The sequence below is a fragment of the Streptomyces sp. P1-3 genome (assembly GCF_050613155.1).
In the GTDB taxonomy this organism is placed as follows: Bacteria; Actinomycetota; Actinomycetes; order Streptomycetales; family Streptomycetaceae; genus Streptomyces.
The window spans coordinates 839,765-852,635 of record NZ_CP192512.1; the positions used below are offsets into that span (position 1 = coordinate 839,765).

The 12,871-nt window shown below is 74.9% G+C and carries 11 protein-coding genes; 8 read left to right on the plus strand and 3 right to left on the minus strand.

The window, feature by feature from the left end:
- Nucleotides 1–139 precede the first annotated feature (139 nt).
- The 7 genes from dhaK to ACQUSR_RS03580 all read left to right on the plus strand — a co-directional run bounded on the left by dhaK (nucleotide 140) and on the right by ACQUSR_RS03580 (nucleotide 8,268).
- Nucleotides 140–1,132: a dihydroxyacetone kinase subunit DhaK gene (dhaK, locus tag ACQUSR_RS03550; RefSeq protein WP_431041051.1), complete on the plus strand. Its 993-nt coding sequence runs from the start codon at nucleotides 140–142 to the stop codon at nucleotides 1,130–1,132.
- A 166-nt stretch (nucleotides 1,133–1,298) separates the two neighbouring features.
- Complete coding sequence (gene dhaL, locus ACQUSR_RS03555) at nucleotides 1,299–1,898, plus strand: dihydroxyacetone kinase subunit DhaL (RefSeq protein WP_431047347.1); 600 nt, start codon at nucleotides 1,299–1,301, stop codon at nucleotides 1,896–1,898.
- Between the two features lie 35 nt (nucleotides 1,899–1,933).
- Nucleotides 1,934–2,365, plus strand: a complete 432-nt coding sequence (locus ACQUSR_RS03560) for a PTS-dependent dihydroxyacetone kinase phosphotransferase subunit DhaM (protein ID WP_431041053.1) — start codon at nucleotides 1,934–1,936, stop codon at nucleotides 2,363–2,365.
- Nucleotides 2,366–2,795: 430 nt separating this feature from the next.
- Nucleotides 2,796–3,587: an Fpg/Nei family DNA glycosylase gene (locus ACQUSR_RS03565; protein ID WP_431041054.1), complete on the plus strand. Its 792-nt coding sequence runs from the start codon at nucleotides 2,796–2,798 to the stop codon at nucleotides 3,585–3,587.
- A gap of 303 nt (nucleotides 3,588–3,890) precedes the next feature.
- Nucleotides 3,891–4,604 (plus strand): response regulator transcription factor, encoded by a 714-nt coding sequence (locus ACQUSR_RS03570; protein ID WP_431041055.1) that lies wholly within the window; start codon nucleotides 3,891–3,893, stop codon nucleotides 4,602–4,604.
- A 116-nt stretch (nucleotides 4,605–4,720) separates the two neighbouring features.
- Complete coding sequence (locus ACQUSR_RS03575; RefSeq protein ID WP_431047349.1) at nucleotides 4,721–6,109, plus strand: sensor histidine kinase; 1,389 nt, start codon at nucleotides 4,721–4,723, stop codon at nucleotides 6,107–6,109.
- Between the two features lie 149 nt (nucleotides 6,110–6,258).
- Nucleotides 6,259–8,268, plus strand: a complete 2,010-nt coding sequence (locus ACQUSR_RS03580) for a glycoside hydrolase (RefSeq protein WP_431041056.1) — start codon at nucleotides 6,259–6,261, stop codon at nucleotides 8,266–8,268.
- A 27-nt stretch (nucleotides 8,269–8,295) separates the two neighbouring features.
- On the opposite strand, the gene ACQUSR_RS03585 is transcribed toward ACQUSR_RS03580, so the two are convergent.
- The 3 genes from ACQUSR_RS03585 to ACQUSR_RS03595 all read right to left on the minus strand — a co-directional run bounded on the left by ACQUSR_RS03585 (nucleotide 8,296) and on the right by ACQUSR_RS03595 (nucleotide 11,759).
- Entirely contained in the window at nucleotides 8,296–9,990 is a 1,695-nt protein-coding gene (locus tag ACQUSR_RS03585; RefSeq protein ID WP_431041057.1) for a carboxylesterase/lipase family protein, read from the minus strand.
- Between the two features lie 297 nt (nucleotides 9,991–10,287).
- Nucleotides 10,288–11,148 carry an alpha/beta fold hydrolase gene (locus ACQUSR_RS03590; protein ID WP_431041058.1) on the minus strand — a complete coding sequence of 287 codons (861 nt, stop codon included), beginning with the start codon at nucleotides 11,146–11,148 and terminating at the stop codon, nucleotides 10,288–10,290.
- Between the two features lie 26 nt (nucleotides 11,149–11,174).
- Nucleotides 11,175–11,759 carry a TetR-like C-terminal domain-containing protein gene (locus tag ACQUSR_RS03595; RefSeq protein ID WP_431041059.1) on the minus strand — a complete coding sequence of 195 codons (585 nt, stop codon included), beginning with the start codon at nucleotides 11,757–11,759 and terminating at the stop codon, nucleotides 11,175–11,177.
- 117 nt (nucleotides 11,760–11,876) lie between these two features.
- Here ACQUSR_RS03595 and ACQUSR_RS03600 point away from each other — a divergent pair, with 117 nt between their 5' ends.
- The gene (locus ACQUSR_RS03600) at nucleotides 11,877–12,797 is read left to right on the plus strand and encodes an aminoglycoside phosphotransferase family protein (RefSeq protein WP_431041060.1); all 921 of its coding nucleotides are present in this window, start codon (nucleotides 11,877–11,879) and stop codon (nucleotides 12,795–12,797) included.
- Nucleotides 12,798–12,871: the final 74 nt, after the last annotated feature.

The window sequence follows — 12,871 nt, forward strand, 5'->3', positions numbered from 1 at the left end:
TTGCTCTCGCGTCCGCCGCGGCGGTGGGCGGGGAGGGGCACGGTAGAACGTGTTCCACCAAGAGGGAAGGGCCGTGCGGGGGCGGCGAAGCCGCCGCAGATCGATACTGGGGGCCCCGCCCCAGACCCGGGAGGTATCCATGCGGATGTTGATCAACGTGCCCGAGACCGTGGTCCCCGACGCCCTGCGCGGCATGGCCGCGGCCCACCCCGAGCTGACCGTCGACGTCGAGAACCGGGTGATCGTGCGGCGCGACGCACCGGTCGCGGGGAAGGTGGCGCTGGTCTCCGGCGGCGGCTCCGGGCACGAGCCGCTGCACGGCGGCTTCGTGGGGCACGGCATGCTCGACGCCGCCTGCCCCGGCGAGATCTTCACCTCGCCGGTGCCGGACCAGATGGTGCGTGCCGCGGCGGCCGTGGACAGCGGCAAGGGCGTGCTGTTCGTCGTCAAGAACTACACGGGCGACGTCCTCAACTTCGACATGGCCGCCGAGCTGGCCGAGGACGAGGGCATCCAGGTCGCCAAGGTGCTGGTCAACGACGATGTGGCGGTCATGGACAGCCTCTATACGGCGGGCCGGCGGGGCACCGGCGCGACGCTGTTCGTGGAGAAGATCGCGGGCGCGGCGGCCGAGGAGGGCGCGCCGCTGGAGCGGGTCGAGGCCATCGCCCGTCAGGTCAACGAGTCGGCCCGCAGCTTCGGCGTGGCGCTGAGCGCGTGCACCACCCCGGCCAAGGGCAGTCCCACCTTCGACCTCCCGGCCGGGGAGCTGGAGCTGGGCATCGGCATCCACGGTGAGCCGGGCCGGGAGCGGCGCGCCATGATGACCTCGCACGAGATCGCGGACGTCGCGGTGGACACGGTGCTGGCGGACCTCCGGCCGGACAGCCCGGTGCTGCTCCTGGTCAACGGCATGGGCGCGACACCGCTGGTGGAGCTGTACGGCTTCAACGCGGAGGTCCACCGGGTACTGGCCGAACGGGGCGTTCCGGTGGTCCGCACCCTCATCGGGAACTACGTCACCTCGCTGGACATGGCGGGCGCCTCGGTGACGCTGTGCCAGGCCGACGAGGAACTGCTGCGGCTGTGGGACGCCCCCGTGCGCACCGCCGGACTCCGGTGGGGGTGTTGAACGGGTGCGTACGCTGTCGTCAGCGGACCACGGAGACCGAACGGACCACGGCGGCCGAGCGGACCGCGGAGACCGAACGGACCGCAGAGACCAAGGAGGACCATCTGTGAGCGACAGGGGTTCCGCCGGTGAGAGGCCGTACCGCGTCGACTTCTTCCGGCGCTGGATGAGCGCGGCGACCGCCGCCGTGGAGCGGGAGGCGGACCGGCTCACCGAACTGGACGCGGCGATCGGCGACGCCGACCACGGCACCAACATGCAGCGCGGCTTCCGGGCCGTGTGCGCCGTCCTGGAGAAGGAGCAGCCCGCCACGCCCGGCGCCGTCCTGGTCCTGGCCGGGCGGCAGCTGATCTCGACGGTGGGCGGCGCGTCGGGGCCGCTGTACGGAACGCTGCTGCGGCGCGCGGGCAAGGCACTCGGCGATGACGAGGCGGTCGGCCGCGCGGAGCTGCGGGACGCGCTGCGCGCCGGGGCGGACGCGGTCGCCCAACTGGGCGGCGCGGCACCCGGCGACAAGACGATGCTGGACGCGTTGGTCCCGGGGGTCGAGGCACTGGGCGAGTCGTTCGCGGCGGCGGAGGCGGCGGCCTCGGACGGCGCGCTCGCGACCGTACCGCTCCAGGCGCGCAAGGGCCGGGCCAGCTATCTGGGCGAGCGCAGCATCGGCCACCAGGACCCGGGCGCGACCTCCTCCGCGCTGCTCTTCGCGACGCTGGCGGAGGTGGCGGAGGGGACGGCGGAAGGGACAGAGGGGGCGGCACGGTGAACGCGACGGAGGGGACGGCGGAGGGGGCCGGGACAGTGAGTGGGACGGACGCGGGGGATCGGACGGAGAGGCTGGTAGGGGTGGTGCTGGTCGCGCACAGCGCGGCGGTGGCCGCGGCCGTCGCCGAGCTGGCCGCCGGACTGGCGGGCGGCGGTACGACGGCCCCAGTGGCGCCCGCCGGAGGCACTCCGGACGGCGGCCTGGGCACCAGCGCGAAGCTGATCGCCGAGGCGGCCCACGCGGTCGACCGGGGCGCGGGCGTCGCGATCCTGGCGGACATGGGCAGCGCGGTGCTGACGGTGAAGGCGCTGCTCGCCGAGGGCGGCGAACTGCCGGAGGGCGCCCGGCTGGTGGACGCCCCCTTCGTCGAGGGGGCGGTGGCCGCGGTCGCCACGGCCTCGGCGGGCGCGGACCTGGCGACGGTCGCGGCTGCGGCCGGGGAGGCGTACGGCTACCGCAAGCGGTGAACGTCGCGCCGCCGCCGCGGCGCCAGCCCAACGGCGGCGGCCTGGCGACGGCCCCGGTCGCGGCGGCACTCGGCCGGCCAGGGCGCGCGGAGGTGGCCGAGCCGGGCACGGCGGCAGCCCGGCGGCCTCAGGTGGCCCGGCGCGCGACAACCCGGCACCCCCACGTGGCCCGGTGCGCGGCAACCCGGCGACTCCACGGGGCCCGGCGCACGGCAACCCGGCAGCCGCACGAGGCCCGGCGCGGCGCCGCCGACCGGCCACCGTGCCGGGCCCGGGGGCTGTCCTGCGGTGGCGCAGTACCCGCCGCGGGACAGCACCGCTCACCGCAGGGCGCCCCGCATGCCGCCTCGCCGACCGCGGGACCACCCCGCGTGGCATGCGCACCGGCCGCCGGGAGGCCGTCCGGGCCGTGGCGGGATACGGTCACGGCATGCCCGAGCTACCGGACGTCGAGGGGTATCGGCGGGTGCTGGACTCCTGTGGGCGGGGGCGGCGTGTGACGCGTGTGGAGCGGGCCGACCCGGGTGTGCTGCGCGGGGTGAGCGCGCGGCGGCTGCGCCGTGCGCTGGAGGGCCGCCGGCTGCGGGAGCCCGAGCGGCTCGGCAAGTGGCTCATCGCCCGTACGGACGGACCCTCCGTGCTGCTGCACTTCGGGATGACGGGCGAGCTGCTCTGCTGCTCCGCCGGCGACCCCGGGCACCGGCACGACCGTGTGGTGCTGACCTTGGACGACGACCATCAGGTGCGCTACCGCGACCAGCGCAAGCTCCAGGGGCTGCGGTTGGCCGACTCCGAGGCGGACGTCGAACGCGTCACCGCGCGGCTGGGGCCCGACGCGCTGTCGGTGGACCGTGAGGCGTTCGGGTCGCTGCTGGCCGGGCGGCGCGCACGGGTCAAGACCGTGCTGACCGACCAGTCCGCGCTCGCCGGACTCGGGAACCTCCTCGCGGACGAGATCCTGTGGCGCGCAGGCATCGCTCCGGGGCGCGCGGCCATGGCCCTGGACGAGGACGAACGCCGACGGCTGTACCGCGAGATGCGCGGCGTACTGCGGTCCTCGGTACGGGCCGGGCGGGTACCGGACCGCCCGTCGTGGCTGACCGGGCGGCGCGACGCGCCCGACCCCGCGTGCCCGCGCTGCGACGGTCCGTTGCGCCGGACGCGGATCGGCGGCCGCGGCACCGTCTGGTGCCCTCGCTGCCAGCCGGGCGACGGAGGCTGACGCTGGGGGGATCCCCTGAGCGACGTTACGGGCCCGGGGGGCGCGGCGTTACGGGCTACCGGGTGACGCGACGCCAGATCTCGCCGGAGCCCGAAGGACACCACCTGGACTTCGACGTGGACCCGGAATCTCTAAGAGGTGATGTCCCCGGCCTGACGGAACGTCCGCCGCACCGGGAACCCGACGGCAGGCGGGCCGCGGCGCCGCCCTCCTTGAGCCGACCCGCATGCGCTCCTAAGAAGGTTCTAAGAGTGGGCTCTGCCAGGGTGTGGGCACAGACACGCCCACCGAAAGGCCCCGCCGATGCCCTCCCCCACCCCCGGTCCCGCCGTTGTGCTCGTGGTGGACGACGACCCCGAGGTACGCGCCGCCGTCGTGGACGCGCTGGGCATCGAGGGGTACGAGGTGCGGGAGGCGGCGGACGGGCTGGCGGCGCTCAGCGCGGTGGCCGCCGCGCCGCCCGACGCGATCGTGCTGGACCTGGCCATGCCGGTGCTGGACGGACTGGCGGTCTGCCGCGAGCTGCGCGGGCTCGGGGACCGTACGCCCGTACTCGTCGTCACCGCCCGCGACGCGGTCAGCGACCGGGTGGCGGGCCTGGACGCGGGCGCCGACGACTATCTGGTCAAGCCCTTCGCGCTGGACGAGCTGCTGGCCCGGCTGCGCGCCCTGCTGCGCCGGGCGGCTCCCCCGCGGATCCCGGACGAGCCCTCCGGCGACGCGCTCTCGTTCGCCGACCTGACCGTCGACCCGGAGACTCGCACGGGCGTCCGCGGTGGGCGGCGGCTGGAGTTCACGCGCACCGAGTTCGCGCTGCTGGAGCTGTTCTTGCAGCACCCCGGCCAGGTGCTGCCGCGCGACCTGATCCAGGAGCGGGTGTGGGGCGCCGACTTCGGGCCGGAGTCCAACTCGCTCGCCGTCTACGTCGGCTATCTGCGCCGCAAGCTGGAGGCGGGCGGCGCCGTGCGGCTGGTGCACACCGTGCACGGCGTCGGCTACGAGCTGGCGGCCCGGTGACCGCGCGCCGCCCGGCCGGAAAGGCCCACCGCCGCGCCGGAAGGCTCCGCCGACCGCGCCGCCTGCCCGACCGCCTCCGCCGCCTATCCCGCCGACCGCGCCGCCTGCGCCCGGGGCTGCCCCGCCGCGCGGGCCGCGCGGCGCTGCGCACCCGGCTCGCCCTGATCACCTCCGCCGCCGTCACGCTGGTGGCGCTCGGGGTGTGCGCGGCCGCGTACGTCGTCATCCGCTACGAGCTGGTGCGCCAGCTCGATCTCCAGCTCACCCAGCAGGCGAACCTGATCGCCCAGGAGAAGCGCGACCAGCCCGCCGGGCCGCTGTACGGCGAGTGCGTCTGGCTGTCCGCCCCGGCCTGCGCGCAGATCGTCACCCCGCGCACCGGCCTGCCCGGCGCGCGCGGCGGCGAGGAGCTGGTGCTCCCGGTCACCGACGCCACCCGCGCCGTCGCCGCGGGCTCCCGCTCGGCGTACTACAGCGACATCACCCTGCGCGGCCACCGGATGCGGCTGCTCACCACCCCGCTGCGCGGCCATCGGGCGCTGGAGTTGGCGATCCGCTCCGACACCGCCGACCAGGGCGTACGGCAGGCGGGCAGGCTGCTGGGCGCGGTCGGCGCCGCCGGGGTGCTGCTCGCCGCCGGGCTCGGCTATCTCGCGTCCCGTACGGCGCTGGCCCCCGTCACCCGGCTCACCGCCACCGCGGAACGGATCACCGCCACCCGGGACCCCGCCCACCGCATCGAGCTCTCGGCTGCCGAGCGCCGCCGCCCGGACGAGATCACCCGGCTCGCCGACAGCTTCAACACCATGCTCGGTGAGCTCCAGCAGTCCGTCGCCGCCCAGCGCCGCCTGGTCGCCGACGCCTCCCACGAGCTGCGTACCCCGCTGACCGCGCTGCGGACGAACGCCGAGCTGCTCGCCCGCGCCGACCGCCTCTCCGACAGCAGCCGCGACCGGGCCGCGGCCGCGCTCGGCCGCCAGCTGCGCGAGGTGACCGGGCTGGTCAACGACCTGATCGAGCTGGCGCGGGACGAGGAGCCGCAGCCGCTGGTGGAACCGCTGCGGCTGGACGAGCTCGTGGCGCGCTGCGTCGAGCAGGCGCGCGGCCACTGGCCGGACACCCCGTTCGGCACGGAGCTGGCGGCGTGCACGGTCTACGGCGTTCCGGCCCGGCTCGCCCGGCTGCTGTCCAACCTGCTCGACAACGCCGCCAAGTTCAGCCCGCCGGGCTCGGCGGTCGAGGTCCGTCTGACCGCCGGGGAGGACGGCGGCACGGCGGGCGGCATCGATCTCACGGTCCGCGACCACGGCCCGGGCATCGCGCCCGAGGACCTGCCCCATGTCTTCGACCGCTTCTACCGGTCGCGCCAGGCGCGCGCCCTGCCCGGCTCGGGGCTCGGCCTGGCCATGGCCCGGCAGATCGCCCGCGCCCACGGCGCCGAGCTCACCGCGGAGCGGCCGGACGGCGGCGGTGCCTGCTTCCGGCTGCGGTTCCCCCGTACCTGAGAGCGCGACGGCCGTACCCGAGCACCGCCGTACCCGACCATGGCGTACCCGAGCGCATCCGCCGGGCGGACCACCGGCCACCTGCCCGAACACCCGTGCCACACCTCGTTCTTAGAACTCCTCTTACCTCTGCCGACTATCAACTCCTCATGCGAATCATCACCTCACGCCACACCACCCGCGCCGCCGCCGCGGCCCTGGTCGCGTCCCTGTCCTGCCTCGCGCTCGTAGCGCCCTCCGACGCGGCCGGGCCACAGGCGCTACGGGTGACCAGCACCGTCGTCCGGGGCCACCTCGTCGACATCCCCGTCAAGGGCGGCACGGCCACCGTCGACACCACCTCGCTGCGGGTGACCGCCCGCACGGCCCACGGCACGGTGGAGCTGTCCTCCCCCGCCGCCACCGCGCTCGGCACCCCCGGCCCCGTGACGAGGACGGCGGACGGCGTCCGCTGGAGCTATCCGGGCAGTGGAAAGGGCAACGGGCTGACCGTCACCGCCCGCGGCGCGCAGGGCCGCCTCGTCGTCTCCGTCACCGCCACGGGCCGCGCCGACCGCGCCCTGTCGTGGCCCGTCACCGGCGCCGACCGCGCCGCCTCCGCCCTCCAGCTGCCGCGCGGCGAAGGGCTCTCCCTCCCCGTGGCCGACCGCTTCTGGAACTCCCCCGACGCCGAGCTCGTCGGCAGCGACCTCGCCATGGAGTCGGCCCTGTCGATGCCGCTGTGGGGCTACACCCTCGGCCGGCAGGGCGTCAGCTACCTGGTCCCCACCGACATCGGCACCACGTTGCGCACGACCTCCGACCGGGGGCGGCTGCGCGCCACCGCCACCCACCGCTTCTCGCGTGCCGAGGGCACGACCCGGTACGACGTCGCCTTCTCCCTGACCGACGGCTCCCCGGTCGCCCCCGCCGTCGACTACCGCGCCTGGCTCACCGAGCACGGGCAGCTCGGCAGCCTGCGGGAGAAGATCCAGGCCGTACCGGCCACCAGGAAGCTCCTCGGCGCCTTCCACGCCTACCTCTGGGGCGACGCCCGCAAGGCGGCGGGCATACGGCAGCTGCGGGCGCTCGGGGTGGACGGCATGTGGCTCGGCTACGACGCCGACGACCAGCCGATGGACGCCGCCGCCGTCACCGCGGCCAAGGACGCCGGCTATCTCGTCGGCCCGTACGACTCGTTCGCCAACGGTCAGGACCCCAAGACCTCGGACGCCCCGACTTCCGCCTGGCCCGACCGGGTGTACCCCGACTTCTGCGTCCAGGGCGCCGACGGAAAGCCCGTGCCCGGCTTCCACGACCGGGGGTGCTACCTGAGCTCGGAGGCGTTCGAGAAGGCCGAGCCCACCCGCCACCACCTCGCCGACCGCACCCGCGCGATGACCGCCAACGGCGCCGACAGCTACTTCCTGGACGTCGACGCGGCCGGCGAGCTGTTCCGCGACCACAGCGCCACCCACCCCATGGACCGGGCGCGCGACCGCGCCAACCGGCTGGCCCGGATGAAGCGGCTGGCCGACGGCGACCGCCTGGTGCTCGGCTCCGAGTCCGCCGGAGCGTGGGCCAACCAGGTGCTCGCCTTCGACCACGGCTCCGGCACCCCGGTGACCGACGGGCTCTGGAAGGCCCAGCGGGACAAGGAGAAGTGGGGCGGCTACGCCCCCGCGAAGGCGCCGGGCGTCTTCTTCAAGCCCGCCGAGCTGCCCGACGCCGTGGCCAAGGCGATGTACGACCCTGCCTACCGCGTCCCGCTGTACGAGACCGCCCTGCACGACTCCCTGGTCAACACCGAGCGCTGGGAGCTGTCGTACGACAAGCTGCCGAAGCAGAAGACCACCCGCGCCCTGCTGGCGATGCTCTACAACACCCCGCTCAACTTCGTTCTCGACGGCGCGTCGATCAAGGAGCGCGGCGGGGAGCTCGCCGCGCTGCAGAAGTACTTCGCGCCCCTGCACCGGGCGGCCGGTACGGAGGCCATGACGGACTTCCGTACCCTGACCGCCGACCGCTCCGTCCAGCGCACGGTCTTCGGCGACGGCGTCCTCACCGTCACCGCCAACTTCGGCACCAGCGCGCACGACGGCCTGCCGGGCGGCTGTGTGGACGCCACCCTCAAGGGCGACGAGAAGCCGCGCCGCCTGTGCCCCGGCACGCAGGGGTGACCGTCCGCCGGTGACGACGGGACCGGCTCAGCCGCGCTGCCGGTCCCAGAAGCCGCAGTGGTGCCCGGCGCCCAGGTCCGCCGGCCGGATGCCGCCGGGCCCGGGCGCCAGGGACTGCACGAGCGGGGTGCGGTCGAAACGGCGCCAGGCGGGGGCGCCGGGCCCGTTCGGGTCACCGGTGTGGGCGAAGCGGGTCCAGTAGCCGATCATCCGGTCCGACAGCGCGCGCTGATCGGCGGTGAAGGGCAGCCGGGTGGAGAACAGATAGGGCAGTTCGAAGCCGTGCGCGGCGCCGTACGGGAAGCCCGCCACGGGCGGCACGCCCGGCGGCACGGGGGCGGTCCGGTCATTGAACTCGTAGCCGTACGTGGGCACGTGTGCGGCGAACGCGCGGTGGGCCCGCAGCGTGGTGCACGCGTAACTGCTGTCGGTCAGCACGGCGGCCCAGGCGAGCGCCGGGGTGCGGTACGCCGACAGCGGGTAGCGCGCCTCGATGGCGCCTGCCGCCCGGCCGTAGGACTCCGTCAGCCGTGCCCGGTAGTCCCGCGCGTCCCGGATGGGATGGGCGGCCAGCGACGGTCCGACGAAGTAGCGCAGCTCGTCGTGGTTGGTCCCCTGCATCACCGGCATCCGGTGGAAGCGCCCGCTCTCCAAGGCCACGTCGGGCCGCACGGGCAGCAGCGCGTTGCCGTACGAGGCCCTGCTGAACGTCTCCATCAGCTCGCGGGTCGCCAGCTTCCGCGCGGGCAGGGCGCGCAGGCACGGCAGGGCCTTGGCCGGTTCCGCGCAGCCCAGCCGGCGGGCCACGGCCGCGCCCACCTGCCGCGTGGCCGCCTGGGGTGCGAACGGGGTGTACGCGGGGGTGCCGGGCGCCGAGACGCCGACCGGGAACGTCGTCATGCACGAGCCGCTTTGCAGGACGGCCTTGTGGAAGAGCCCGGCGGACGTGGGGGAGGCGAGATGGGCGCAGGTGCTCAGGCCTCCCGCCGACTCGCCGAACAGGGTCACATTGTGCGGATCGCCCCCGAAGTGCCGCGCGTTCGCCCGCACCCAGCGCAGCGCCGCCTGCTGGTCGGCGAGCCCGGTGTCGGGCGCGTCGCCGAGCGCCGGATGGCCGAAGAACCCGAAGACGCCGAGCCGGTAGTTGACCGTGACGACCACGGCGTCGCCCTGGACGGCCAGCCGCTCGGCGGCGTACTCGCTGCCCGCGCCGGAGACGAACGCGCCGCCGTGCATCCAGACCATGACCGGCCGGGCGCGCACGACGGGCCGGTTGCGGCCGGGCACCTGGGAGCCGGACGGCGCGGTGACGTTCAGGTACAGGCAGTCCTCGGAGCCGACCACCGCCATGGTGGTGTACTCGGTGTTGTACTCCTCCTGCATGCAGCGCGGCCCGGGCGCGTCCGCGTCCCGTACCCCCTGCCAGCGGCGGGGCGGCGCCGGCGCGCGCCAGCGCAGCGGCCCGGTCGGCGGCGCGGCGTACGGGATGCCCTCGAAGGTGTGGTACGCGCCGTGCGCCGTGCCGCGCACCAGGCCGCTGCCGGTCATGACCACCGGCCCGCCGGGCGCGCCCGGCGGGGCCGAGGGATCGCCGGCGCCGGCGCCCGAGGCGGAGACGGGGGCGGCAGCCGAGGCGATCGAGAGCAGCGCGAGGAGGAGCGCGCGCAGCGCCCCGCCGCTGCGCCGCGCGAGGCGGGATGGCGACATGACGGACGGCGACATGGCTGACGCCCCTTCAGCGCGGTACGGGCACCGTCGGCCCCGGGTACTTCGAGAGCGTACCCGTGACCACCGGGCGCCGCGGTCGTACGACGGCCGCGTGCCGGTCGTTCGGGTGACCGGGTCTGCGGGGCGCCGCGGGCGAACGGCCGTCGTGCGGCGGGGCCCGCACCCCAGGTAGGCCAGGTAGGCGATACCGGCCAGCCGGACCGTGTCGTACGGCGGGGCGCCGCGAGCATGCGGCCGAGGCGGTCAGGGGCCGGACGGCCGGGGCACGGTCAGGGGCCGGGAGCGGCCGCGCTACGACCGGAGCACCTCGGCCAGCACCTCGGCGAACTCGGCCGGATACTCGGTGACGCCGACATGGCCGCCGGGGAACTCCACGACCTCGGCGCCGAGCCGCTCCGCCAGCGCCACCACCGGGCGCGCCAGCGCGTGGCCCCGCGAGTCGCGTCCGGCGGCGGGGCGGAGCCGGCCGGCCACGGCCCGCAGGGCACCGGGATCCGGGTCGTACCCGGTGAACACGGGCAGCACATGCTCCAGGAAGACGGGCATGTTGGCCTGCATACGGGCCATCAGATCGGCTGGTATGGGGTGTGGTTCGGGCTTGTGGGGGCGCTCCTCTCCCCCACCGCCACCGAACTCGGCCTGCATGAGCGCCACCGCCGGGCCGATCCCCTCCTTGCGGAACGTGTCGCGGACGTCGGCGAAGAGCGCCCGCATCCGCGCGCCGTCGGGCAGCAGGTTCCACGTCTGCGGTTCGTGCGCGACGACGAGGCCCACCTGCTCCGGATGCCGGGTCAGCAGGTCCAGCGCGACGATGGCGCTCGAACTGGTGCCGAAGACGTACGCGGGCTCGCCGTCCGGCGCCACATGGGCGAGCAGGCGGTGCGCGTCGTCGCTGTGCGCCGCCACCCGCCGGTCCTCGCCGGGGCCGTCGAGCGGGCTGCGCGAGAGGCCGCGCGGATCGTAGGAGACGACCGTGTACCGGTCGGCGAGATCGGCCGCGATCGGGTCGTACACGGCGGCGTCGGCGGAGCCGCCCGGTATCAGCAGCAGCACCGGGCCGGTGCCGCGCACCTCGTAGTGGAGGGTCGCGCCGGGCACCTTCAGGGTGCCGGTCCTCGGTTGGTGCTCGTGGAACGGTGCCTGTGCGGACATCGCTCTCCCCCGTCTTTCTGTCTGGCTTATGAGTTCTGTTCAGGTGCGGACGGCCAGTGCTCCAGCGCCACGTGCAGGGCCTCGACGGCCTGCTCCCAGGACGCCTGTACGGAGCGCGGGTGCCCGAAGCCGCCCCCGGCCTCGAGCTCGGCGTAGCCGTGGAAGGTGCTGCGCAGCAGCCGTCCCGCGTCGGTGAGGTCCGGCTCGCGGAGCCCGTAGCCGCGCAGCATCGCGTACGTGAGCTCGATGGCGCGGCGATGTCCAGCGGACCCGGCGGCGACCGCGGGGTCGACCGGGAACCGGGTCGCCTCGTACCGCCCGGGGTGGTCGAGTACGAACTGGCGGTAGGCGTGGGCGAAGGCGACCATGGCGTCCTTGCCCGCCCGACCCGCCACCGCCGTGCCGATGCGCTCGGTGAACTCGGCCGTGGCCCGCACCGCGACCCGGGTCCGCAGGTCGCGGATGTTCTTCACGTGCGAGTACAGGCTGGCGTCCTTGACGCCGAAGCTCCGCGCCAGCGCGGACAAGGTGACGTTGCCGAACCCGACCTCGTCCGCGAGATCGGCCGCCGCCGCCACGACCCGTTCCGCCGTCAGGCCAGCGCGGACCATGCGTCACCACCTCCGGACGAAACCTAGACCCTCTAGGTTGCAGCCGAATATATCCAGGCGTGGCTCGCGGCGGCAAGATCGATCCCCCGACCGGAACCCACGAAGGAGATGCTCGACATGAACACGTCGATTCCCGTCGACGTACCCGACGCGTTCGCCGCGTCGTACAGCCGGAACAACGCGTCGGGCCGCGCCTGGATCGCCGCGCTGCCAGGACTGGCCGCGGACTTCCTGGACCGCTGGACACTGCGGCCGGACGGCCCCGCGGGGCACGGCATGGCCTCGCTCGTGCTGCCGGTGACCCGCGCTGACGGTACGCCGGCGGTGCTGAAACTCCAGCAGGTCACCCAGGACAACGCCGGTGCGGCGCTCGGCCTGCGGGAGTGGGGCGGCAACGGCGTGGTGCGGCTCCTCGACCACGACCCGGACACCGGAACGATGCTGCTGGAACGGCTGGACGCCACCCGGCCGCTGTCGTCGGTGGCCGACGACAGCGCCGCCATGCAGATCCTCGCCGAGCTGATGGCGCGCCTGGTCGCCGTGCCTGCGCCACGGGGCCTGCGGCACCTGGCGGACATCGCCGCCGCCATGCTCGACCAGGTGCCACGCGCCGTACCCGCACTGCGCGACCCGGCCGAGCGCAGGCTGCTCCGCACCTGCGCGGCCGCCGTGGCCGAGCTGACCGGCGAACCCGGCGACCGCCTGCTGCACTGGGACCTGCACTACGACAACGTCCTCGCCGGGCAGCGGGAACCCTGGCTGGCCATCGACCCCGAACCGCTGGCCGGCGACCCCGGCTTCGAGCTGCTGCCGACGCTGGACAACCGGTGGGAGGCGGTGGTGGCCACCGGCGACGTGCCCCGTGCGGTGCTCCGCCGCTTCGACCTGCTGACCGAGGTCATCGGCCTGGACCGGCAGCGGGCGATCGGCTGGACGCTCGGTCGCGCCCTGCAGAACGCGTTGTGGGACATCGAGGACGGCAAGACCGCACTGGAACCGGCCCAGGTCGCCATCGCCGAGGCTCTCCTGCACCGCTGAGCACGTCGGCCGACGGCGCGCCCACTTGAGCAGGGCTCATGTTCAGAGTCCGGTACCGGCGGACAGAGTGCCGT